The 23056-nt window shown below is 39.5% G+C and carries 26 protein-coding genes and 1 riboswitch; of the genes, 8 read left to right on the forward strand and 18 right to left on the reverse strand.

The window, feature by feature from the left end:
• Nucleotides 1–285: 285 nt before the first annotated feature.
• The gene (locus PBAT_RS00555; RefSeq protein ID WP_068645810.1) at nt 286–1287 is read left to right on the forward strand and encodes an NAD(P)/FAD-dependent oxidoreductase; all 1002 of its coding nucleotides are present in this window, start codon (nt 286–288) and stop codon (nt 1285–1287) included.
• A 170-nt stretch (nt 1288–1457) separates the two neighbouring features.
• Here PBAT_RS00555 and sda read toward each other — a convergent pair whose 3' ends face one another.
• Both sda and PBAT_RS00565 read right to left on the reverse strand, forming a co-directional pair.
• The gene (gene sda, locus PBAT_RS00560) at nt 1458–1601 is read right to left on the reverse strand and encodes a sporulation histidine kinase inhibitor Sda (protein WP_139331558.1); all 144 of its coding nucleotides are present in this window, start codon (nt 1599–1601) and stop codon (nt 1458–1460) included.
• A 299-nt stretch (nt 1602–1900) separates the two neighbouring features.
• Nucleotides 1901–2566, reverse strand: coding sequence for a YheC/YheD family protein (locus tag PBAT_RS00565; RefSeq protein ID WP_068645811.1), 666 nt, complete (start codon nt 2564–2566; stop codon nt 1901–1903).
• Nucleotides 2567–2765: 199 nt separating this feature from the next.
• Here PBAT_RS00565 and PBAT_RS00570 point away from each other — a divergent pair, with 199 nt between their 5' ends.
• The gene (locus PBAT_RS00570) at nt 2766–2978 is read left to right on the forward strand and encodes a hypothetical protein (protein ID WP_068645812.1); all 213 of its coding nucleotides are present in this window, start codon (nt 2766–2768) and stop codon (nt 2976–2978) included.
• A 339-nt stretch (nt 2979–3317) separates the two neighbouring features.
• Here the strand turns inward: PBAT_RS00570 and PBAT_RS00575 are convergent, their stop codons facing one another.
• Complete coding sequence (locus PBAT_RS00575; protein WP_068583128.1) at nt 3318–3680, reverse strand: HesB/IscA family protein; 363 nt, start codon at nt 3678–3680, stop codon at nt 3318–3320.
• Nucleotides 3681–3960: 280 nt separating this feature from the next.
• Here PBAT_RS00575 and mqnE point away from each other — a divergent pair, with 280 nt between their 5' ends.
• Both mqnE and PBAT_RS00585 read left to right on the forward strand, forming a co-directional pair.
• The gene (mqnE, locus tag PBAT_RS00580; protein WP_068645813.1) at nt 3961–5067 is read left to right on the forward strand and encodes an aminofutalosine synthase MqnE; all 1107 of its coding nucleotides are present in this window, start codon (nt 3961–3963) and stop codon (nt 5065–5067) included.
• Nucleotides 5068–5104: 37 nt separating this feature from the next.
• A complete protein-coding gene (locus PBAT_RS00585; protein WP_068645814.1) occupies nt 5105–6166 on the forward strand; it encodes an NAD(P)/FAD-dependent oxidoreductase in 1062 nt (353 codons plus the stop codon).
• Here PBAT_RS00585 and PBAT_RS00590 read toward each other — a convergent pair.
• Nucleotides 6163–6417 carry a YuzB family protein gene (locus tag PBAT_RS00590; protein ID WP_068583119.1) on the reverse strand — a complete coding sequence of 85 codons (255 nt, stop codon included), beginning with the start codon at nt 6415–6417 and terminating at the stop codon, nt 6163–6165. The two genes, PBAT_RS00585 and PBAT_RS00590, sit on opposite strands and share 4 nt — an antisense overlap.
• 83 nt (nt 6418–6500) lie before the next feature.
• On the opposite strand from PBAT_RS00590, the gene PBAT_RS00595 reads away from it, so the two are divergent.
• Nucleotides 6501–6746: a NifU family protein gene (locus PBAT_RS00595; protein ID WP_068527273.1), complete on the forward strand. Its 246-nt coding sequence runs from the start codon at nt 6501–6503 to the stop codon at nt 6744–6746.
• Nucleotides 6747–6933: 187 nt separating this feature from the next.
• On the opposite strand, the gene PBAT_RS00600 is transcribed toward PBAT_RS00595, so the two are convergent.
• The 7 genes from PBAT_RS00600 to PBAT_RS00630 all read right to left on the reverse strand — a co-directional run bounded on the left by PBAT_RS00600 (nt 6934) and on the right by PBAT_RS00630 (nt 13031).
• Nucleotides 6934–7698 carry an SDR family oxidoreductase gene (locus tag PBAT_RS00600; RefSeq protein ID WP_068645815.1) on the reverse strand — a complete coding sequence of 255 codons (765 nt, stop codon included), beginning with the start codon at nt 7696–7698 and terminating at the stop codon, nt 6934–6936.
• Nucleotides 7699–7845: 147 nt separating this feature from the next.
• On the reverse strand, nt 7846–8637 hold the full coding sequence (locus PBAT_RS00605; protein ID WP_068645816.1) for a MetQ/NlpA family ABC transporter substrate-binding protein: 792 nt from the start codon (nt 8635–8637) through the stop codon (nt 7846–7848).
• Between the two features lie 87 nt (nt 8638–8724).
• Complete coding sequence (locus tag PBAT_RS00610) at nt 8725–9393, reverse strand: methionine ABC transporter permease (protein ID WP_068645817.1); 669 nt, start codon at nt 9391–9393, stop codon at nt 8725–8727.
• Nucleotides 9393–10409, reverse strand: a complete 1017-nt coding sequence (locus PBAT_RS00615; protein WP_068645818.1) for a methionine ABC transporter ATP-binding protein — start codon at nt 10407–10409, stop codon at nt 9393–9395. The genes PBAT_RS00610 and PBAT_RS00615 overlap by 1 nt, the downstream gene beginning before the upstream one ends.
• Nucleotides 10410–10504: 95 nt before the next feature.
• A riboswitch (SAM riboswitch) is annotated at nt 10505–10645 on the reverse strand.
• A gap of 85 nt (nt 10646–10730) precedes the next feature.
• Entirely contained in the window at nt 10731–11495 is a 765-nt protein-coding gene (locus PBAT_RS00620) for a Cthe_2314 family HEPN domain-containing protein (protein WP_246168294.1), read from the reverse strand.
• Nucleotides 11496–11624: 129 nt separating this feature from the next.
• Nucleotides 11625–12542 (reverse strand): COX15/CtaA family protein, encoded by a 918-nt coding sequence (locus PBAT_RS00625; protein ID WP_068645820.1) that lies wholly within the window; start codon nt 12540–12542, stop codon nt 11625–11627.
• Between the two features lie 144 nt (nt 12543–12686).
• Nucleotides 12687–13031: a thioredoxin family protein gene (locus PBAT_RS00630; RefSeq protein ID WP_068645821.1), complete on the reverse strand. Its 345-nt coding sequence runs from the start codon at nt 13029–13031 to the stop codon at nt 12687–12689.
• A 112-nt stretch (nt 13032–13143) separates the two neighbouring features.
• Here PBAT_RS00630 and PBAT_RS00635 point away from each other — a divergent pair, with 112 nt between their 5' ends.
• On the forward strand, nt 13144–14469 hold the full coding sequence (locus PBAT_RS00635) for a DUF2515 family protein (protein WP_068645822.1): 1326 nt from the start codon (nt 13144–13146) through the stop codon (nt 14467–14469).
• A gap of 17 nt (nt 14470–14486) precedes the next feature.
• Here PBAT_RS00635 and PBAT_RS00640 read toward each other — a convergent pair whose 3' ends face one another.
• The 7 genes from PBAT_RS00640 to PBAT_RS25510 form a co-directional block, all read right to left on the reverse strand.
• Nucleotides 14487–16118: a putative polysaccharide biosynthesis protein gene (locus PBAT_RS00640; protein ID WP_068645823.1), complete on the reverse strand. Its 1632-nt coding sequence runs from the start codon at nt 16116–16118 to the stop codon at nt 14487–14489.
• 61 nt (nt 16119–16179) lie between these two features.
• The gene (locus PBAT_RS00645) at nt 16180–16665 is read right to left on the reverse strand and encodes a DUF456 domain-containing protein (RefSeq protein WP_068645824.1); all 486 of its coding nucleotides are present in this window, start codon (nt 16663–16665) and stop codon (nt 16180–16182) included.
• A 188-nt stretch (nt 16666–16853) separates the two neighbouring features.
• Nucleotides 16854–17594, reverse strand: coding sequence for a Cof-type HAD-IIB family hydrolase (locus PBAT_RS00650; RefSeq protein ID WP_068645825.1), 741 nt, complete (start codon nt 17592–17594; stop codon nt 16854–16856).
• 62 nt (nt 17595–17656) lie between these two features.
• A complete protein-coding gene (locus tag PBAT_RS00655; RefSeq protein WP_068645826.1) occupies nt 17657–19708 on the reverse strand; it encodes a peptidoglycan D,D-transpeptidase FtsI family protein in 2052 nt (683 codons plus the stop codon).
• A gap of 202 nt (nt 19709–19910) precedes the next feature.
• Nucleotides 19911–20264, reverse strand: coding sequence for a helix-turn-helix transcriptional regulator (locus PBAT_RS00660; protein ID WP_068645827.1), 354 nt, complete (start codon nt 20262–20264; stop codon nt 19911–19913).
• Nucleotides 20265–20431: 167 nt separating this feature from the next.
• Nucleotides 20432–21100: a hypothetical protein gene (locus tag PBAT_RS00665; RefSeq protein WP_068645828.1), complete on the reverse strand. Its 669-nt coding sequence runs from the start codon at nt 21098–21100 to the stop codon at nt 20432–20434.
• Nucleotides 21101–21470: 370 nt separating this feature from the next.
• Nucleotides 21471–21632: a hypothetical protein gene (locus PBAT_RS25510; RefSeq protein WP_169810067.1), complete on the reverse strand. Its 162-nt coding sequence runs from the start codon at nt 21630–21632 to the stop codon at nt 21471–21473.
• 166 nt (nt 21633–21798) lie between these two features.
• Between PBAT_RS25510 and PBAT_RS00670 the strand changes: the two genes are divergently transcribed.
• Both PBAT_RS00670 and PBAT_RS00675 read left to right on the forward strand, forming a co-directional pair.
• A complete protein-coding gene (locus tag PBAT_RS00670; RefSeq protein WP_157091283.1) occupies nt 21799–22194 on the forward strand; it encodes a hypothetical protein in 396 nt (131 codons plus the stop codon).
• A 34-nt stretch (nt 22195–22228) separates the two neighbouring features.
• Complete coding sequence (locus PBAT_RS00675; protein ID WP_068645830.1) at nt 22229–22933, forward strand: AIM24 family protein; 705 nt, start codon at nt 22229–22231, stop codon at nt 22931–22933.
• Nucleotides 22934–23056: the final 123 nt, after the last annotated feature.

Below are 23056 nucleotides of genomic sequence, written 5' to 3' on the forward strand. Positions count from 1 at the left end.
TTACTCTCTACTTTAGTCGTTTTAATACTTATAATCAAACTCACCAAAAAGCAGTTGTAAATTATATTATACACATCTGACATACTAGCTATATTATGCATAAATATCAAGGTTTTTTTCGAGGTAAAGAATGGCCATTCGACATATTTATATGGTGAAATTTCACATTCATACATTTTTCGCAATAAATCGTCTCTTTCAAACTTTTCATATCATAACGATCCGACTATAATGATTAAGATGTAATAAAAATAATTCACTTATTATACGGAGGTGCTTTACCTAATGACATCCCAACAACTTGGTGATGAAATGACTGACTTAATCATAATCGGGGGCGGCCCCGCTGGTATGTTTGCTGCATTTTATTGTGGAATGCGTCAAGCATCCGTAACTCTGATTGAGAGTATGCCGCAACTCGGTGGACAACTTGCTGCTCTTTACCCCGAGAAATACATCTATGATGTTGCTGGATTCCCTAAAGTAACAGCACAAGAACTCGTAGATAACCTACTTGAACAATTGAAACTGTTCAACCCTAATGTGCGTCTTGAAGAAAAGGTAGTCTCTGTCGTGAAGATAGCAGAACGCCATTTCATCGTTAAGACAGATCAAAATGAATATCATTCCAAAGCAGTAATTATTACTGCTGGTGTAGGTGCATTCGAACCCCGCAGACTTGAGATTCCGGGAGCAGAACGTTTCGAGAAATCCAACCTTCATTATTTCGTTAATGATCTAAATGCTTTCGCAGGTAAGAAAGTATTGATAAATGGTGGTGGTGATTCAGCGGTAGATTGGGCACTAATGCTAGAACCTATTGCTGAACAAGTCACGTTGATCCATCGTCGTGATAAATTCCGTGCACATGAACATAGTGTTGAGAATTTGATGAATTCGAAAGTGAATGTGGTCACTCCTACAGAAATTACTGAACTTCATGGGGATGATATCATTACAAAGGTAACCCTTTCAGATGTGAAAACAAAAGAAACACAAGAAATTGAAGTAGATGCAGTCATCGTTAATTTTGGATTCATCTCTTCTCTAGGACCCATTGCAGAATGGGGCATCGCAATCGAAGGGAATTCAATTGTAGTCGACTCTCGTATGGAGACTAATATTCCAGGTCTTTTTGCTGCAGGTGATATTACTACGTATCCTGGTAAGCTAAAACTTATTACCGTAGGATTTGGTGAAGCGCCAACTGCTGTAAATAATGCTAAAGTATATATCGACCCGGAAGCTCGTCTTTCCCCAGGTCATAGCAGTAACATGAAATTATAATTTTGTACTATTAAAAGGGTATCCAGTACTTGACGATTAATGTTTCAACGTCAACTGGATACCCTTTTTAGTCTGTTATTCTCATGTATGTTAATGATGTACTCACACCCCCGGTAAATTGAGAACCACAATAATTCAACATTTTGTCTACTCAATCAGTACATTCCAACTTAATAAGCGAGTTTCATTTGCTGAATTCCCAATTTACGTTTCTTTATTTCGGCTAATAATAGCTTTATGAAATCACGTTCTAACTTTAACTCTACAGCCAGATGATAAGAATCTAGTAACATTTCATCTGATAATATAGCCATGAATCTCACAACCTTTCCTCTTTTTTCCTAAATCCATCATATCAAACTATCAATAGTAGAACAAGCGTTCCTGATATCCACAGGTATCTGTGGAGAACCTGTGCATATTTTGTTAGTAACTGTCATAGACCTTATCAAAACACGGTGGGTAATGTGGATAAATGTTATACACAGGGGTAATTTCATTTCATTCAAAAAAAAATATATTTTATTTGAGAGCGAATTTTTTGGATTTATTCTGGAAATCTATTTTATTCATACTAGAATTCTCTTAACATTATAATAGATTCTCATTACTATTACTGAGGACGAGTATTCACTTCAAAAATCCATATTTGCCCTTTCATATCTATTCCATAATCGAATCCCAGTTGAGTGATCCCAGGGAATCTTTTTTCCATAATTGTTGTACAAACACTTGTTAATTTACTCATTTCTTGACGTTTAGCATTTACTGATATGTGATGTGATAAAGACCGGCGTAATCCTTCCTTACAAGTAAGCTGTGTGCCTCCTCTGCACAGGTTGGTGACAAATAACCCTGGCTTAGCAAGACGCCCAACCATTGAGCGGAATATCCACTCCTTTCCTTCCTTAACTACCTTAACTCGGTAATCGATGGGACGACCCTCAATCGTGGCAAGTTGAATTCCTTGTTGAATGAGATAGGACCTTGGTTTCTTCATTTTAAGAAGTATACTGTACATTTCTGCAAACCTCGAGTAACTAAAAGAACGTGAACCATGTGTAAGCATATATCCTTCAGCATTATATTTAACTCGTAATATCCCATTGCCACCTGCTCCAACATCGGGCTTTACAACGACCACACCATATTGACGGAGCATCGTTTGTAAATTCGTTATTGTTAAAGACTTCATCTTTGGGATGTATCTTGCCACTCTCGGATCCCTTAACAATGCCTCTGTCTTTAACCACTTACTCGCCAACTGCCGTCCTGACATATGCGACCCTCTCCTATCTTGCCGGTATATCAATAGCATACTCCCCGTCTATTACTCATTCTTGTATGATTGTCTCTTGCTCCACACCTAATTATTAATACTGTTAAATTTACACAAAATTATCTATATATTATTGGCTTACCTTAGAATATCGGATATACTCAAATGTAGTGATTTGTAAAAGGGGGTCTACGCGAGCGTGGCACAGGTATTTCAAATTTTGTATTGGATCGCAATTGTCGGTATGTCCGCAGCACTCGCTTTGACGACGTTAATGATCTGTGCGATTGGATTTAAGTTTATTAAGAGTAAACGAACTGTGTTAGGATTCAGTTGCATTGGCTTCTCTATTGCAATGGCATTGATGATTGTCTTCATGGTGAATCATACGTTTATATTACCCGCTTCGTAGAATTAGAATCGCTAAAAAGCCACTAGATTTAAGGTGATGTCTCACCCTTAAATCTAGTGGCTTTTATTTTAGATTGACCGTTACAATAACGAATTGTCCTTCCGAACAAGACAGTCTTCATCTTGTTCGTTAATCTTACTTCAATTGTCATAACCGATTGGATAGGAATGTTCACTGTTAAAGACAATATTTCCAGTATGTAAATCCGCATGCTCTTACGCAAAACTGCGCCTACTGTCACTTCTCACTCTTTTTTCAAGCACAAAAAAAACCTTTTGGAGTTGTATGTCTGCCACATACAACTCCAAAAGGCTGAAATCTGTAACGCCTAAATCCTAATTAACACTCGCCTTCAGGTGCTGGCTTCCCTGCATCTTTCGCTGTACGGAAACTCGCTCCGCAACCACACGATGCCGAAGCATTCGGATTATTAATCGTGAAGCCACCAGACATACCTGATTCTTCGAAATCAATTTCCAATCCATCGAGGTAAGTCAGGCTTTCTTTATCAACCACAACCTTCATATCATGCACATTCATATATATGTCATTCTCTGTTTCATCATCATCAAAACCCATCGCGTATGAAAATCCTGTGCATCCGCCGGGTTGTACACCAAGACGCAAGAACATATTCGGTGTCTCTTGTTCTGAAAGCATCTCTTTCAGCTTAACTGAAGCCGTATCGCTAATATTAATCATCGTTCAACCTCCTAATTGTGTCGTAGGTTAATTATACTCCAGAACCCTAGTACCCTCAAGTCAGTCAACCTATCTCGGACAATCATTTCATTTTTTTAACTCATCCTCTTATTGCGACCCAGTAATTCGCGGTCTATAATAGGAAATGAATGCATAATTTTTTTTGATGGACAATCTGAAAGCTACGCTACAAAAAAATAAGTCTATGCTTCCGAAGCGAGTTTTTTTTCGATACACAGTCTGGAAGCTACGCTACAAAAAAACTTTTAGGAGGAACTACATGACAACACTTATTACCCCTAATATAGATAGTCGAATGGCTACTATTATAGAAAAGGTGCAACAAGGAGAACGTTTAACTCTTGAAGATGGAGTCTACCTCTACGAGACTGATGATATATTAACGTTGGGACAATTGGCTAATCAAGTTAATCTACGTAAAAATGGAAAAAAAGTGTACTTTATTGAGAATATGAGTCTTTATTTCACCAATGTATGTGAATCTTATTGCGCCTTCTGTAATTTCCGCAAAGATCAAGGAGAAGATGGATCCTATACGCTCACTGGTGAGGAAATGGTCGAATATGTTAACCAACACATTCATCCAGGCATAAGAGAGTTTCATATCGTTGGAGGTCATAATGCTCATGTCCCCTTCCAATATTATGTTGACTCTTTACAGACCTTAACAGATCACTATCCTGATGTAACATTAAAAGCTTATACTGCAGCTGAAATCGAATTCTTCACACGTTTAAGTGGACTTAGCACAACTGAAGTACTACAGAAATTACAACAAGCTGGGTTGAAGTCACTTACTGGTGGAGGGGCTGAAATCTTATCAGATCAATATCGCGAGAAGATGAAGGTAGATAAAGCCAATGTTGAGCAATATTTAGATGTTCATCGTGCAGCTCATAAATTAGGAATGAAGACACATACAACAATGTTATACGGATCTATTGAAAGTCATGAAGATCGTATTCGCCACATGGTTCAGATACGCGAGCTTCAAGACGAAACGCAAGGATTCATGGTATTCATACCTTTATCTATGCAACCGAAGAATAGAAATGCTGGTATTATGAGACGTAATTCGGCTTATGAAGATTTGAAAACCATTGCGATCAGTCGTTTAATGTTGGATAATATCGATCATATTAAAGCCTACTTTATTAATATCGGCGCTCAACTTACGCAAATGGCACTCAGCTTCGGAGCTTCTGACGTGCATGGTACGATTATTAAAGAACGTATTAGTCACGCAGCTGGCGCGCTTACACCAGAGGGATTGACGCGTAAAGAACTAGTATGGCTTATTAAAGGTGCTGGGCGCATTCCTGTTGAACGGGATACTTTCTATAACGAGATTCAAATCTACGAGTAACATTATTCCTGATGTATGAGAGGATTGGAAACCACCCATGAGAAAACTAGTTATTCTCGGCGGCGGATACGGAGGGCTCGCTATTATTCAAGGCCTTCTTGATGACCACCTACCGGAAGATATTGAAATGATATTAGTGGATCGAATGCCCTTTCAAGGTCTAAAAACAGAATACTATGCCTTAGCAGCAGGTACTGCAACAGACTTAGAACTTCGTGTCTCTTTTCCCAAACACCCTCAACTTACAATCAAGTATGGTGAAATTGCCTCGATCGATTTAGAAGGTAGACAGGTTCTTATGGAACAGTCTGAAGATATTATCTACGATTATCTTATTATTGCTCTAGGTTGTACAGATCGTTATCACGGGATTGAAGGTGCCGAACAATTTACAAGCAGTATTCAATCCTTTTCAAATACGCGTAAGACATATCAACAACTTAATGATGTACGGCCTTATGGTCAAGTGAATATTATAGGTGGGGGACTCAGTGGCGTGGAGATGGTGTCGGAATTGAGAGAAAGTAGACCTGATCTGAATATCGCAATTCTCGACCGTCACAGCCGTATTCTCTCGTCCTTCCCATCTAAATTATCTATTTATGTGGAGCACTGGTTTCAAACCCACGACGTCGATACACGTTTTCAAGTTTCAGTTGACCGAGTAGAGGATGGTGGAATCTATAATGGTTCCGAGATCATTATGAGTGACGTTACTGTATGGACTGCGGGCATTCAACCTGTCCGTGTCGTACAGGATCTTCAAGTGGCCAAAGATCCGGGTGGACGAATCATTCTAAATTCCTATTCTCAAATCGCTGAGCACCCAGATGTCTATGTGATAGGCGATTGTGCCAGCCTTCCATTGGCACCAAGCGCACAAGCTGCTGGAGCTCAAGCGGAACAAGTTGCAGAAGTTATACATTCCTTATGGCGTGGAGACACACCTAAGTTACATCCACTCCGTCTAAAAGGAACACTTGGTGCACTAGGTAAAAAAGCAGGGTTCGGACTTATGGGTAATAAAGCCGTTCTGGGTCGCGTTCCCCGCTTACTAAAAAGTGGCGTTCTTTGGATGTCTAAACGTCATTTGGGTTAATCTAGATCCAGATCATCCCATGCTTCCGCTTCCTTTATCTTGGCAATAATAACATCATATAATTCGTCTGCACTCTCAGCAGTTACAATTTCACCATCTACCATGGCATATGGCATGAGGTAGCATTGACCACAATTCGTCAGACATCCATATTCGACGACATCGTAATCTGGGTTGGACTCTAACTTTTCCATCACGGTATCTGTGTCAAAATGCATATTGTTTGTACAAAATTCTATGATTGGTCTCAATTCTAATGCACCTGCTTTACTTATCTATTTTATTTTTATGTTCATTTGTAATATAATGATGAATAGGAAGGAGTTGAACACTTATGAGTGAAAACGTACAAAGCACCATGTATGATGAAGTATTAGACGTATTAGATAAACTTCGTCCATTCCTTCAACGCGATGGCGGTGACGTAGAATTGGTCGATGTCGAAGACGGTATCATAAAGCTAAGATTAATGGGTGCATGCGGCAGCTGCCCAAGCTCCACGATTACTTTGAAAGCCGGTATTGAACGTGCTCTCCTAGAAGAAGTTGAGGGCGTAGTAGAGGTTGTTCAAGTATTTTAATCTAAAACCTTAGAGAAATCTTCTTAATATTTTGAGAAAGTCTTGGACTTCGTGATCAACGATGCCAAGACTTTTTTTTAATATAAGAAAGTATAAGTACCACTTAATATGCCATTCCTTATATCACCTCTGAAACCGGTGCCGTCTTTGAACAAGGACCTCTTTGCCGTTTCGACTTGTATAAGACTTATATCCATGGCCGAATGGGATCAAGTCCTCCCGTAATATCCATGATATTGCCCGTAATAAAATCTGAGTCATCATGACACAAATATTGAATGACCCGTGCGATATCTTCTCCACTTCCCGGTCTTCCATTAGGTGTCTCTAGGTCTTCTATTCCTTCAACTTCAGCGATGGATTTCTCCTTGTTCATTCCCCTAATATCACCAGGGCACACCATATTAACCGTAATGCCATATGGCGCTTCTTCTACGGCTAATGTCTTCGTGAAAGAAACAAGCCCTGTTTTCGCGGCTGCATACACGGCTCGATGTGGCCAAGCCCTCGCTTCTCCTGCATGTCCGAATCCGAAATGAATAATTCTTCCCCATTTCTTCTTCCTCATCGAAGGAATAACCAAGTGGTCAAGTAACATAGCGCCGATCAGATTCCCTTGCATAAGCGAGATAATCTCAGCATGTGTATATTCCGTAAACAAACGTCGTTCCCGTATAAAAGGGCCAGCATTATTCACGATAATATCTGTACCTCCAAATTGATCATTCACTTGATTTATTAACCCTTCAAGTTGTTGTGGATCAGAGATGTCAGCTTGAACAGCAATACATTGCACACCCTTAAGCTCAATCTTAGCTCGCAACTCCTCTGCCTCTACAGCACTATGGACATAGTTCAGAACGATATTACAACCTTGATCTGCCAATGTAAGTGCTGTTCTCTTGCCTAACCCCTTCGCACTTCCCGTAATCAGGGCTACTCTCCCATTCAAATCTTTTCCTCCTCCAATGAGTGGTCATACCTTAATTATAGAAGATTTAGTCGACCTCTACAAATATAATCCCGCAAAAGCAACAAGGCTTTTGCGGGATTATGCATAAGTTCATTCCAACATTGAGGTGAAGGCTCTGCCGTCTATTTAGAATGCTGGGATAACAGCACCTTTATATTCATCCTCAATAAATTTCTTAACGTCAGCTGAAGTGAGTGCTTTCGCTAACTTCTGAATGGCTTCAGAGTCTTTATTATCTGGACGTGCAACTAGAATATTCGCATATGGGTTATCTTTACCTTCGATTAACAAAGCGTCCTTAACCGGATCCAAACCAGAATCAAGAACAAAGTTGGTATTAATAATAGCCAAGTCAACCTCATTCAATTGACGAGGGAGAATCGCCGCATCATGTTCAGTAATCACAAGATTCTTAGGATTCTCTGTAATGTCGCTCAGTTTAGATTCCACTGCTTTCGGATCTTTAAGCTTGATTAAACCATTATTCGCCAGCAGACTAAGCGCACGTCCTCCATTGGTAGCGTCATTCGGAATAGCAATATGAGCCCCATCTTGAAGTTCATCAATTGATTTCAGCTTACTGGAATAAGCACCTAGAGGTTCAATATGAACAGCTGTAACGGATACCAAATCCATTTTACGTTTGCTATTTTCACTGTCAAGATACGGCTGATGTTGGAAGAAATTCGCATCCAATTGCTTCTCGAATAACTGTGTATTAGGTTGTACGTAATCAGTGAACTCAATGATTTGGATCTTGACGCCTTCCTTTTCTAGTGCTGGTTGAATATGTTTCAGAATCTCAGCGTGAGGGACAGATGTTGCCCCAATTTTCAAGGTGTCTGATGACGATTTACCACATGCGGATAGAACGACTACGAGTGAAAGACTTAGAAATGCAAGTGCCCATTTTTTCATTTTCCATTCCCCTTTTCTTCGATAAGAATAATGTGATATATATGCGACCGAATGTACTATTCGGGTACTACCATAATGGAGACATCTTTATTTTCTTGTAAAATGACGAACCAGTCGATCTCCTGCCATCTGAAGAAATTGTACCAATATAACGATTAACACAACCGCTATGATCATAACTTCCTTTTCATAACGGAAGTAACCATATCGAATCGCTAAGTCTCCAAGTCCCCCGCCACCTACTTGACCCGACATTGCGGTGTAGGATACGAGCGTAATAATCGTAATCGTCATGGCTGCAAATAGACCTGGTCTCGCTTCAGGTAGTAGAACGCGTAGAATGATTTGTTGTGTTGATGCGCCCATCCCTTCAGCCGCTTCAATAACACCCCGATCTACCTCACTAAGTGATGTCTCTACCAACCTTGCAAAGAAAGGAGCTGCTCCTACAACAAGCGGAGGAATCGTCCCCAGAACTCCAAATGATACGCCTACAATCTCTCTTGTTATTGGGATCATCGCCACAATAAGAATAATAAAAGGTACCGATCTTAATATGTTAACCACAAAAGAAAGGACAACGTATACAGAATTTACTCTACGAGAAGATGATCGTGATGCAAGATAAAGAATAATACCCAGTGGAAGACCTAGGATAATAGTGAATATTGCCGATGCTCCCAACATTTTTAGTGTATCTAATATGGCAGTCGCTATCTCTTTCCAATCAATTAATGAGAAATCTAATCCACCCATTAGCCCATCACCTCCACTTCAAGTCCTTGTTGTATAAGTCTGTCTTTTGTTACTACAATATCCTCTGGATCACCCTCGAAACGTACAACCAATTGCCCATAAGGCGTATCCTTTATTGTGGAAATCGTCCCTTGTAATATCGCAAAATCGACTCCTGTCTCCCGGACAGTCTTTGAAAGAATCGACTCATAGGTTTTCCCACCCAAATACGTAATCTTCAGAACTTGTGATTTCAAAGGATAGTCCCCACTCATAGCTTGCTTGAAAAGCTCGCTATTGTCCGATTCCCCACGAATAAAGTCACGTGTAACAACATGTTTGGGCTTGAGGAATACGTCAGTTACGGCCCCTTGCTCTACAATGCCACCTTGATGAATGACAGCAACCCGATCACAGATGCTCTGAATGACATGCATTTCATGCGTAATGAGAACGATGGTTAAGTTGAATCTCTTGTTAATGTCCAGCAATAATTTCAAGATAGAATCCGTTGTTTGTGGATCTAAAGCCGACGTAGCTTCATCGCATAGTAATACTTCTGGTTCACTTGCCAATGCACGAGCAATACCTACGCGTTGCTTCTGACCACCCGATAATTGAGCTGGATATTTATCACTATGATCTTGTAATCCCACAAGAGCCAATAGCTCATTCACCTTCTTCTCAATACTACTCTTAGATGTGTGAATAAGACGTAATGGGAAAGCAATATTATCATAGACTGTCGCAGAAGAGAGCAGATTGAAATGCTGAAATATCATCCCTATTTTGCGTCGCTCCGTTTGCAATGCCTTTGTATTCAGAGCAGTTAAATTAACACCATCCACCCATACTTCACCTGATGTTGGACGCTCTAATAAGTTAATACACCGGATGAGTGTACTCTTCCCTGCCCCAGAATGACCGATGACACCAAATATTTCGCCCTTCTCGACTGACAGATCCAGTTCATTCAATGCTGTAGTTATATGCGTTCCTTTACCGTAGCTCTTTGTTAAATGCCTTAATTCAATCAAACGAAAGAACCTCCTTTATTAAAAATTACCCAAACAATATAAAAAGCCCATTTTTCTGAATGAAAAAGGGCTCTCTTTGTGTAAAAGACAATGCCTTCTCATCTACCAGAGTCGCTATTACACGCATCTGAAGGAATTAGCACCTTACATTGGAAGATAAGACTTTATGTCTCAATTCTTCAAATATCGGTTGCCGGGCTTCATCGGGCCTATCCCTCCGCCTCTCTTGATAAGAAAATACAATATGAAATTAAGTATTGTAAGTATAGAATGAATTATTACCTTTGTCAAAAAGAAATTATAACCAAGCTCCAATGATATTTACGTTTGTATATCTTTGCGTATCCATCTTTCACTCGTATAAGCATATACGGTAGATAGTGTTCTACTCACCATATCGACTCCTAGCTTTAATTCTAGCAAATGCTTGTCGACATCTTCTAGTATGATTTTATCATGGAGACCTTGATGGCGTTGCCAGAGATCATCTTCCATCTCGGCGTTCATATAGTGAATTTCCGCATTTCGACGTTTCCTAATATCATTAATTGGCTGGCGATATTCTTCCCTAATCGCTTCAAGTTTGCGCCCAAGTGATTGATGTGTGTGCTTATCTGAGAATTGACGTAACACTGTGAAATAGGAATATTGAGATTTAACCTTCGATGTTTCTAGGTCATAGACTTCGTTCAAGAAAGTTCCTAACTTGTCTAACAACGCAAATACTCGGATAAATCCATTCTTATAAAAGTAAACATACCGTGCGTAGTCCAACTGTTCTTTAACAGACATATCATCCATAAACCCAGCAATAACAATTGACTTTCTAAAAAATTCAGCCGCAACATAACTTTCATCTAGCTCCGTAAGTGAAGATACAAGGCCACGTGTCCAAATTTCGAGCTTACGCAGATCATGCGTCGGATCCTCATAGCGATTCATTTCTTTCTGAAGTAACGAAATCGCCTGTTCCATCTCTTTAAAAGCATTCTCCACATGGGGATTATTGTTCTTATGTGACAAGTCTCCAAATAACTCACTTAACATGGCATGATCTCCTGATCCATATTTAAAATGAAATAACACTACACCTACGTTACTCCTTCATCAATAGTATCCCCAGAAGTTGCTGTTACTATAGACTTGTTTGGCCCAATTTCAAAAGAAAAGCCCTTGAATAAGTTCGTAAACTTAATCAGGACTTTATCTACATAGTTATTTATTTAACTGCCATACTCTCACACTAAGATAACATAGAACGCCAAACAATGAAGATACGAGCAAGTTATGAAGTAACGCGGCAAATATATATAGTTCTGGATTATTTAAAGTGGCAATGATTGCTGCACCACTTAGCACCTGCATAAGACAGAGCGTTACCGCCACAATACCCAAAATTTGCAATTCACGATTCCCAAGGTTTCGGCGATAAGCAAAATGTGCGAGCGTCGCGATCATTATAAATAGTACGAGCGCAGCAACGCGATGCATAAAGGCAATGCCGACACCACCTGACAGTTCCGGAATCCATTCCCCATTACAGAGCGGCCATCCTGAACATCCTCCTCGAGCATCTGAATGACTGACATAAGCACCGATATATACAACCACATAGCAATAAATCGTTGTGATCCAAGTGAAATTCCTAAAAGAACGACTTACCCTTGGTACATTCACAAATTCAAAGTCACTCTTCGCCTTATCAACCCTACGTATTCCTAGCGAGAGCATTAATGCACTAGCAAATGCGATCAGAGAAAATCCAAAATGTAAGGCTCTCACGTATGAAGACTGATCATAAATAACCGCGAGCGCACCCATCACCGCTTGAACTAATACAAAGACTAGCGTCATTGCAGCATACATTCTTAGATCACGACGTTTGCTGTACAGCCAAAAAGCAATAACAACAGCTAGTGCACATAATCCAGCTAGTCCACTTACTAATCGATGGGAATACTCTATCAATGATTCCACCGTATGGGCCGGAATAAACTTCCCGTGGCACAGCGGAAATTCATGACCACACCCAAGGCCTGAATCGGTTTTGGATACAACGGTGCCACCAAACGTGGCAAAAAACATGACAAAAAACGTTAAATAACTGAGCCATTTCAACTGCTTGGTACTCACAATATCTCACCTGCTGATCAAATTATATTTTCAATATTACCATTCCAATTATACCTGAAAAATATCGCTCTTCCATAGCCCTTATGTGACAAATTATATAGAAAAAGAAATCATCACCCCTAGTGTATAGAAGTGATGTGACTTTTACTTATGAATCGAGTTGTATACATCTACCGCAGTATTCAAGAAACCTTCAATTTCTTCACGAGACTTACGAAGTTTATTTACATACCGAACAAGTTCTCTTCCATTGGTATAAGCCACAAAACTAGGTATTCCCAAAATGTTCTGCTCTTGACTCACTGTTCCAACTTGATCGACATCAACTTCCACGATTGTTAGTTGCTCTGAGAATTTCGCTTCTACTTCCGGCATAAATGGATCAATATATTTGCAATCAGAACACCAATCGGCTTTGAATACTGCTACGGTTAATTGGGATGATTGTATGGTCACATCGAATTGCTCTTTTGAAGTTATCTTTTCCATCAAATTCAGTCCTCCCAGTTATTTTTATATAAGTGAACCAAAATAGGGAGTGGAAGTCAAATTTTTGAGACATACTGAGAACAGGAACCTACCGTTAGAAAGGAAGTTAACTATGTCTTACAAGCATTCGGATTCCCACTTAATTGGTGATATGTTGAGTCTTGTTAAGACTCTTCCACAGCAAACAACGGAAGTACTAAAAGGAAAGTATGCCTGTTGGAAATTATCCCGCCCATTTCATAAACATCGCAGGAACTTGAATTGGAATGAAGCCGCAGCCCAAATTATTAGAGATCAAGTTGAACGTACCATTGATGAAATGAGTCGATCCAAAGACGTCAATATCTACAAAGAAGAAATCATTCAACCTTCCTTAACTGAAGTGGATGATGCCATCCTGAGACAAATACAAATCGATACTACAACGGCTAACAAAAGCAATATAACGCGAACCCAAGCCTACCTACAATGCTATAAATCCAATCCCGAGCTCCATTGGGCGTTGTTAGCCCATATGGTTTCACGTAACGGAGGATGGAATATGAGTGATTTGAAGGGTGGTTTGATAGCCGACCTCACGAACACCTCCCTAAGAGATGACATTTATCGAATGTTAGAACGTTGTAATGCGCTTATTTTTCAAGACGCCTATCCTCAACTGCAACTTTACATACATAGCAAGAATCAAGGTCGCAGTTACTTTCATCTATTACCTAAGTTTCATGTATCCTCATTCATGAATTCCTTCTGGAATAACTTTTGGATTGATCGAAACAGTGCCTTATTAACTGTTGGATTGATTATTAATGAGCAGAGCTATATTGAGGGTCGAGTGGTTCAACATAGCTATTTTCAGAAAAATGTCTTTCAAAGACCCGAATATAAGCTCCATCATCTCGCTCATGTGAATCAAATCCTTTTTCCTTTGGATAAAATATGCTCAAATGTTATGGACGATGAAAAACCCAGTCCTTCACCGGGATTAGTAGGCTTAGTATTAGAAAACTTCGGAGATATTGAAGAAAGAATTAATCTTGGAAAGTCTCTATATGGGCTACTTTTTGGATACAAGGACGTCCTAGAACGTGTAACTTCATATGCAACAAATACGACGTACCAAGGCTCAAGAAGTGAATACTGGCCCCATTTATTCACACTAGACAGAGAAACAGCACTGAACTCTCCCATAGAGAGCACAGTGCTGTTAGAACACGAATGGTTACCACCAGGACAGAGGATTTATAGTCCTGTTCTTATTCATGTATGGTTCGATATGCCTTATGACCCTATTCCCCACTACGATTGGCTGAAGAATAAGAATATTACTCAGTATATCTCTAAGCCTTCACGTCCTATTTTAATCGAAATGAGTCATGACCACCGATCTGCTATTCAGAAGACCGCGTTAGCTCATGATATCGTCCGGAGATTCACATAGCACCTACGATATTAATACTACCCTTTGTCATAGTTACGAATGCGCTTTGGTTGTAGTCGCATAAGTGGCTTAAATACTTTTTGTAGCATTCTTGGATAGCTCGCAAGTTCATGTTCCCTTAGAACGCCTAGTACAATTAACATCACCAAGTATATAATGACGACGACAGCTCCTACGATGAAACAGGTGATCAGGTAAGCCAATCTCGCTGGCATAATATGTACAAGTTGAATCCCTGCTTGATTGAGACCATATCCCACGCCCCCAGACACGACTACCGTGATTAGGAAGCTAACCCAACGTGTTCCAAGGATAGAGAATGGTACGATAACCTTAAGTAGTCTAATATTGAGCAGTGTAATAACCAGGAAACAAATTCCAGTTGCTGCAATAATACCGTAGACTCCAAAGAAAGGAGCCAATATGTAACTCGCCCCAAGTTTCACAAGAATTCCAACCATCACATGAACCATCGATACCTTTGCCTTACTGACTCCTAACAAAATTGAATTAGATGTCATCATCGTAATCTGAAATATAGTTCCTAGGGTAAGCAACATGATGATTCCGCTACCTGCCGTGTCCGTAAATATTGCACCATTTACAGAATAAGAGGCCGCACAAAGTGCTATAACCATCGGCATACCTGTTAGAATGGCAATCCTCATAGCCAATGTAATTTGTTGCTTCAGATACACCTGATCACGTCGTGCAAAAGCAGCAGATATAATTGGGATGAGGGAGGTACTAAGGGCGATTGCTAGTATCGGTGGTATCCCTGCAACTGGCTGTGCCCGACTACCCATAATAGCTAGAACTTGTGTTGCATACGCATCCCCTGACTGATCAATTAACAGCCCTTTAATAATGGATGAATCAATGAAGTTCACCGCTGGAACGGCTAGTGAAGTTAATACAATCGGGATAGACAATGTAAAGATATCTTTATAAATTTGAAGCATAGGGATTGAAGAACCTTGTCCCTCTTGAAGATGGAGCGCTCGATCTTGCTTACGCATCTTAAGCGTGAAATATAACATAACCCCGAAGGCACCAATACTACCTAGTACGCCACCGAACGACGCCCCTGCTGCAATGGTACTATCATCGAAACCTGTACGAAGTAATACGTAAGCCAGCACGATTGCTGTACCAACTCTCGCGATTTGTTCAACAATTTGTGAGATACCACCAGCCATCATATTGTTACGGCCCTGGAAATACCCACGCATCATCGCAATGGTGGGAAATAACAATAGTGCAGGTGCTAAAGTACGAATAGCAAACGCCGCTTCTGGTGTCTTTGTACTTCTAGCATAATATGGAGCCCATACATACAGAAGAACCGTCATAATCACCCCTATGACTGCTGAGAAGATTAAGGCAGCATGATAGATTCTTTGTGCCTCATGAGGTTTCTCCAATGCATAACGTTCGGAGACCATCTTACTCAATGTACTTGGAATACCCGCGGTCGCTACCGTTAGTAACATCAAATAGATATTATTGGATATGGTAAAGGATGCATTACCAACATCACCCAACATATGCTGTAATGGTACCCTTTGAACCAACCCAAGCACACGTGCCACAAGGGCTGCTGCTGCTAGAATAAGCGTTCCTTTAACAAACGATTCTTTCTTTCCCAAACTGATTTACCTTCTTTCTCACGAAAAGACAGCTCTCATTTCAACCATTACATAACGAACATTAATAGATGATGATCCATATAAAGAAAATCACAATCATAGCAATCTGCAGAATGATCTTCATAACCATACTACTAAACAATCCCACTAGAGATCCAAAACCAACTTTCGCTGATTTATTAACAGAAGAACCAGATAGCAATTCACCTATTAATGCGCCAAGGAATGGACCAATGATAAGACCAAAGGCTGGAATTATAAAGGGTCCAATAATAACACCTATCGTGCTATATATGACAGACTTACGTGAACCACCGAACTTCTTAGTCCCCCACGCACCTACGACGTAATCTGCTACAATTAGCACGACCACAATTAGCGTCTGAATGATCCAGAACATGACTCCAAACGAGTCAAAACTAAAGAACCAACCATAAACAAAGAAAGCTAAATAAATCGCAAGTGCACCTGGAAGTATGGGATATACAGCTCCAGCAAGTCCCACTGCAAATAAAGCGATGATGAGAATCCATCCAAGTAGGACCATTTAGTCAACTCCTTAAAAGTTTTTGGAAGCATTACTTCATGTTAATACTACGTCAAAAACTTACTTCGAAAGCATATACTTTTAAAGTTTTTGAGCGTTTCTCCATGGATCAACATCGAAAAAACTTACTTGAGAATCATATGCTTAAAAGTTTTTGGAAGCGTTACTTCTTGTAATACTCCAATCATCTATAACTCAAAAATATACTTCTTAATCACTTCCACAATCCCATCATCATTGTTGCTTGCTACGACAATATCAGCGACATCTTGTACTTGCTGTTGCGCATTCCCCATTGCAACCCCAAGTCCACACTGCTGAATAGCTGCTACATCATTCAAGCTATCTCCTACTGCAATAACTTCCGACATCTCAATACCAAGTAACTTACATACCTCGGCAATACCTGTTGCCTTGTTACAGCCCTCTGGATTAATCTCTAGGTTAAATGGTGAAGAGTTCGTAATCTCAAGTCCATTCATGTCCTGTAGCTTCATCAAAATTTGATGCCGGATATCGTCATCTTCCGTATGGTAACCAAATTTCAACCATTCACTATCTTCTAACGGCTCATTAAGCCAATTGTCCTTATTATAGACGTGCTGTACCGAATAAGCCCAGAACCACGTATCTAAAGATACTGCAATTTCGTATAACTCTTTGATCCGCTGTACATCAAATAAAGAACGACGATGAAGTTGATGGGGTGCCTTCCAAACCTCACTCCCATTCACAGTGACCATAGGTGTAGAAAGCCCTAATTGTTCGCCGAATGGCAATGCACTTTCAAAAGAACGACCTGTAGAAAGGCATACATGCACCCCTCTATCGGTTGCGTTCTTAATCCATTTCATCGTTTCTGATGAAATCTGGTGCTCATCATTTAGAAGCGTACCATCCATATCTAACGCTAAACACTTATATTTCATATTCACTGTAGCTTCCTTTCGAGTACATTCTCAACTACACACTTTGTACTTTGAGCAAAGATTTAGTCCGTACTTCCTTCATCTGTAGTATCCTTATTGCCCTTAGGTATTCCATCAAGCCCATACACTTCATCATAAGCGTCAAAAATCTTACGTGCAATCGGAGCCGCACTTTGGGATCCAAAGCCACCTTCAGGTATCATTACAGCTACAGCCAATACAGGGTTTTCACGAGGCGCATAAGCAATAAATACACCGTTATCGACTAACTCCCTACCTACCTGTTGAGTTGAAGTTCCTGTCTTTCGAGCAAAATCATACGGGAAGTCTCCAAATGAAGATACCGCACTATTCATACCTTTCTTAACCACATTCCAATAGGATTTATCGAAATTGACGACATTCAACACTTCTGGTTGGAACTGTTGAACCACATTACCTGCCTTATCAGTAATCTTACTCACAATCTGAGGCTTCATTCGTTTCCCTTCATTTGCAAGTGTAGCTGTATATTGTGCAAGTTGAAGTGTTGTATATTTCCCCTGCTGTCCGAATGATGCATACGCCATCCTAGACTGCACACTTTCAATATCGTTGTTATACTCAAGTAATCCTTTCTGTTCTCCAGGGAGACCACTTTCCGTAACAACACCAAGACCGAATTCCTTCATATACTTATCCCATTCACCAATGGCTCCAGCTCCATATTTACTATTTAGGGGAATCCCTACTTTATCCACCATAAATGCATTTGATGAATGTTCAAGAGCTCCAGCTGGGCTCAAAGGACCATAAACATGCCCTCCCGAATTCTGAATTCGGGTCTGATGCCCTTCCTTACCGAAGTAAGCCGCACCTTTGTCATAATACGTATAATTCTTGGAGAAGAACCCTTCGTTTAAGCCAATAAGCACACTAAGAGGCTTAATCGTTGATCCCAAAAGAACAACAGACTCTGGATGGTATCCTTTTTTACCCGAATTAAAAGAACGAATGGTTCCATTCTGGTAAATATACTCAATATTTTTCCAATTATCTGAAGATACGGCTCCCGATCCCCAAACATTGGTATCATAATCTGGCATACTAGCCATAGATACGATCTTCCCCGTCTTCACTTCCATCGCGACCGCAAAGCCCGTAGTAGCATCCCGATGGAGTTTGCCAGACACAGGATTCTTATGTAACCAATCTAACTGGTCCATAATCGCTTGCTCTGTCTTCATTTGAACATCTTTGTTAATCGTTGACCACACATCATGTCCTTTTTCGGGAGCGACGATATTATCCACACCTTCAGGCATGTTACGAGGATCAACAGGTATTTCCATGTATCCGTTCTTTCCACGTAATTCATCTTGGTACATCAATTCTAATCCATCAAACCCAACAAACTCGGATTCACTATACATTAGACCTGGATCTTTTTGTGTACCATTCTTCATTTCATCCGTAATTGTCTGATATTTATCTAATGTTTTAGATCTTTTGAAATCTTTAATATAACCTATGGTTTGAACAGCCACGGTGTCAGGATCATATTCCCTCTTATTCTCTTCAACAATCGTAATCCCTTGATAATCGGATTTATGTTCCATAAAGTAAGCATACTCTTTATCCGTAATATCCATCTTAATTCTTCTCGGTACATACCCAGAATATAATCTGTAGTTTAAGTCCAACGCCTTCAAAATATCTTCTTTAGTTAAGATTTCCCCGTTAGGATCACCATATTCTTTAAAAGCCGCTGCTAAATCCTCAGCCAACTTCTCAACTTCAGGATAGTTATCTCGCTTCTTGCCACCTTCAAGATCACTATAATTACTCTTCAACGTAACATACATGGACAGTGTTGGTGTAGAATAAGCCAACTTCACACCCTTGTCATCATATATAATCCCTCTTGCTGGAGAAATAGGTACATTCTTTACATCTCTACTCGTTTCTTCTCCTTTTAGCATCGGGCCCTCAACAAACTGTAATATAGCCAAACGTACGATAATAACACAAAATATAAGGAACGTACTGAAAAAAAACAGATTGATACGCAGATTAAAACTATCTTTATGTTTAGGTGATTCTTGCTGCGTTCGATCCGGTACGTAGTCGCTCACCGGTTGTCCTCCTTTAGATATTAACCACTCTCGAAGTTCATTTTCATGGAAATGTCTTTCTCATTCTATCATAAAATAACGACACCTTCATCTTCGCCATCTTCTCTCATTATGGATCATATCTTATAAAACACAAATATAAGAGGCTAAATTGTCATAGTTGCAATTTAGCCTCTTATTCTCACTCATCATTGAAAAAATATTAGAAATCTGAATTGTTTTTATAGCTTACAGCCATAACTTTTTCATAAGCACTTTCAAATTCTTGGGGAAGGAGCGGCTTGATCTGTTCCATAATATTAGATAGTGAGGCAAAGGCATGCATCTCCTTCACCGTCCAATCTAACGGATATAATGAGAAATCACCAATGAACTTATACCCCTTACCATAACCTTGGTGAAAGATAGGAATATGCATCGCGCTTAATACATCCATATCCCGATAGATGGTACGTTCAGTTGTTCCACATCGTTCTGCAAGCTCTCGAGCAAGAATTCCAGGCATGGCTTGTACAAGAGTAATGATACGCATTAACCGAATTAATCTATCTGTCATATTTTCCCCTTGGATGTAGTTATTTGGACTCATATTAAACACTCTATAAGTAGTCCTTTCGACTATCACCAGGGATTATCCTTCTTTTCAATCATTGAATTATGCAACTATTTTCCTAATAAAATTATTAGTTAGTATCAAAAAATCTATTTCAAGATAAATAAATGTTATAAATCTCCATATAGATCAATTACACGGTACATCTTTTCCGCCTCTTCCATCAAACTTAGATCGCCTGATTGAACAGCAGACAATAGCAACTCATCTCCTTTTCTTCTTAATATAAATTCAGCATGTTCTATATCGCCTAATTCAAATATTTCAATTGCTTCTTTCATGATCATAGAAGTCTTAAATAGTTTTACTTGCTTCTCAACCTTAAAATTACCTGTTTTTCGTAGGAGTCCCAAATTGTACGTATAATTCATATAAATCTCCTCAACCGCTTGTTCTTTCATCCGTTCACTATGAGAGCCCTTGAATCTCCATTGGGTGGATATTACTGGACGTTTACAAGCTGCATGAGACTTAAAGGAACATTCGATAACTACACACTGCTTCATATCAGTATATAAATGCCCTAGTGGAAGTTTTAAAAACGAATGTGGTGATTCTACTTTTCCATTACAGCCGTATGTACGAACTACTTTGATACCTGGTTCGAGCCATATCATTAATTCAACATCCCGAGCATAAAGTTTAGAAACTGATTTCGGACTGCTTGATTTCAGTTCTGAAGCATTCCACTCAATTAGTAAATATACGCTATCGGCTCCGGTAGCATATATGTATGAATGATTCCATGTATATGTAGCTTTAATATCTGCTGTATACACTCCACCACCTCCTGCTCTCACTAATATACCAATAGTAGAATGACATCATATTGTCAGGGAACATCAGTTCCCATCAAACCAATTGAGTTTTATTAACGGAAATTTCTGTTAATAACCCAATCCAATAACTAATTACAACGTATTCGAATAAAGTAAAAAAAGGAATACCACCTCATAGTTGAGGGGTATTCCCTTTTTTATATAACGTTCACCATTTACTTATTCTGTAAATATTTCTTTCTTTTGAGGGAGTTTTTCTCCTACCGCTGGAATACCACCAGAAATATTTACGCACCAAAAAATCAAGCCCCTCATCCAAAGAGACTTGATTATTCATGTCTTATTATCATATCACTCATCCTGACCTATTTTAGCTATCCGTTTTTTCAGTGATATTATGGGAATCTCTTTTCGCATGAGGTCCATTTACTATAGGTGCAAAGGTAACTTTATCAATAAGAAGACCATTACCGACTGGCTCTCCATTAACAGTAACCAACAATTTTCTATAATTTTTCTCTTTTTTCTGCATCCTTTTCGTACTCCTTTAAGTATTGTATAGATATATATACCCCAAATCTGATTGTTTGAAACGATAATTACAAATTTCATAACCTAAGCCTTTGGTTATATATTTAACAAATCACATTTCTGGAGGTGACCAAATGAGGATGCCATCATTCTTACTAAAATCCTGTATGACTAGCTTACTGATCTTGACTATTTGCATTTGTTTCTTTCAGTCTACTAAAGCACATGCGAATTACTTCACAGATTTCTATAATGGATTAGAGCAGTTCTCTGAACTTCCATCCGAAATTAAAGAATTAAAGAACAGTTACGAACAATCTCGTTCTGAGCTAAATGAAGCAAAGGAACGTGTTCAAACCTACGCAGAGCAAAATATTCAGCTCATGGAACAGAACCGTCAACTAACAGAAACTGTTCAATTATTAAAGCAAGCAGAGACCTCTCGTCAAAATCGAGCTAATCAAATAAAGAGTGTAGTCATTTGGGCGATAGCGCTAGCGGTAGGTTATTTTATTCTTACTCGAACGATTCGATTCGTAATGAGACGCTCAAATAAATGGTAAGTTCATATAACGTCTGTATTGGAGGTTCCATTTCATGAACATACAAATCAACACTGACAACAATGCCCCTATCGGACAAGCCGTCACCTTCTCTCTTATGAAAGGGGATCTCGTCCATATCCTGCATCCTGAACAGATCGTTGCCTATCGCGGACCTTCTAATGGGCGTAATGATCGTTTCATGAATATGAACCGCATGTATCGTAAGAGGAAGATGATCCAATCCGATATGTTGGGTCCTTCTCAATTCGTTGCTGCTCTGCCTCCTGGGTTTGCTATGAAATCAATAGACATTAATGAGGGTAGTGATCTGCTTTACGATTTCAGAAGTTTATTCTACTTTAGCGATGGAATCACGATGCAGACACGGATATTAAGTATGAAGAATATACTCGTAACTCATGATGTCATTAAAGTAAAGTTTTCAGGTACAGGGCAAATTGGCATCCTTACACAAGGACCGGTATGTCAAACTGAACTTCATCCTTCAGAGCCTGTATATATCGACGCTGGAAGTCTTATTGCCTATCCTGAGAATGCCAATCTAGAGTTGACCGTGTATGGAAATACATTAGCCAGCCAGCGCATGAACTATCATTGGAAAATGACGGGTAAAGGTACCGTACTCTATCAAGCAGGTCGTCAGAATAGACAATTAGAGAATGATCTGAATAATGACGGATTTATAAAGCGTGTGCTTAGAGAGATCATACCTTTTGGTAACATTTTTATAAAATGAGTGATCGATAACATCATTATATTCGTCATCATTAAACCACGTTATTATTGATATATGATTATTTATGTTATAATGGTGCGGTTCCACGTTATCCGACTGGGACAATTGAAGATAATCCATGCT

The organism is Paenibacillus antarcticus (genome assembly GCF_001637225.1).
Taxonomy (GTDB): Bacteria; Bacillota; Bacilli; order Paenibacillales; family Paenibacillaceae; genus Paenibacillus_AQ; species Paenibacillus_AQ antarcticus.

What these genes read in the sequence shown, in the direction of transcription:
- mqnE (WP_068645813.1), top strand. Translation starts at nt 3,961, where the DNA reads ATGACAACACTTATTACCCCTAATATAGATAGTCGAATGGCTACTATT.
- PBAT_RS00595 (WP_068527273.1), top strand. Translation starts at nt 6,501, where the DNA reads ATGAGTGAAAACGTACAAAGCACCATGTATGATGAAGTATTAGACGTA.
- PBAT_RS00585 (WP_068645814.1), top strand. Translation starts at nt 5,105, where the DNA reads ATGAGAAAACTAGTTATTCTCGGCGGCGGATACGGAGGGCTCGCTATT.
- PBAT_RS00630 (WP_068645821.1), bottom strand. Translation starts at nt 13,031, where the DNA reads ATGGAAAAGATAACTTCAAAAGAGCAATTCGATGTGACCATACAATCA.
- PBAT_RS00670 (WP_157091283.1), top strand. Translation starts at nt 21,799, where the DNA reads ATGACTAGCTTACTGATCTTGACTATTTGCATTTGTTTCTTTCAGTCT.
- PBAT_RS00605 (WP_068645816.1), bottom strand. Translation starts at nt 8,637, where the DNA reads ATGAAAAAATGGGCACTTGCATTTCTAAGTCTTTCACTCGTAGTCGTT.
- PBAT_RS25510 (WP_169810067.1), bottom strand. Translation starts at nt 21,632, where the DNA reads ATGCAGAAAAAAGAGAAAAATTATAGAAAATTGTTGGTTACTGTTAAT.
- PBAT_RS00555 (WP_068645810.1), top strand. Translation starts at nt 286, where the DNA reads ATGACATCCCAACAACTTGGTGATGAAATGACTGACTTAATCATAATC.
- sda (WP_139331558.1), bottom strand. Translation starts at nt 1,601, where the DNA reads ATGGCTATATTATCAGATGAAATGTTACTAGATTCTTATCATCTGGCT.
- PBAT_RS00650 (WP_068645825.1), bottom strand. Translation starts at nt 17,594, where the DNA reads ATGAAATATAAGTGTTTAGCGTTAGATATGGATGGTACGCTTCTAAAT.
- PBAT_RS00610 (WP_068645817.1), bottom strand. Translation starts at nt 9,393, where the DNA reads ATGGGTGGATTAGATTTCTCATTAATTGATTGGAAAGAGATAGCGACT.
- PBAT_RS00675 (WP_068645830.1), top strand. Translation starts at nt 22,229, where the DNA reads ATGAACATACAAATCAACACTGACAACAATGCCCCTATCGGACAAGCC.
- PBAT_RS00565 (WP_068645811.1), bottom strand. Translation starts at nt 2,566, where the DNA reads ATGTCAGGACGGCAGTTGGCGAGTAAGTGGTTAAAGACAGAGGCATTG.
- PBAT_RS00575 (WP_068583128.1), bottom strand. Translation starts at nt 3,680, where the DNA reads ATGATTAATATTAGCGATACGGCTTCAGTTAAGCTGAAAGAGATGCTT.
- PBAT_RS00645 (WP_068645824.1), bottom strand. Translation starts at nt 16,665, where the DNA reads ATGGTCCTACTTGGATGGATTCTCATCATCGCTTTATTTGCAGTGGGA.
- PBAT_RS00660 (WP_068645827.1), bottom strand. Translation starts at nt 20,264, where the DNA reads ATGACAGATAGATTAATTCGGTTAATGCGTATCATTACTCTTGTACAA.
- PBAT_RS00635 (WP_068645822.1), top strand. Translation starts at nt 13,144, where the DNA reads ATGTCTTACAAGCATTCGGATTCCCACTTAATTGGTGATATGTTGAGT.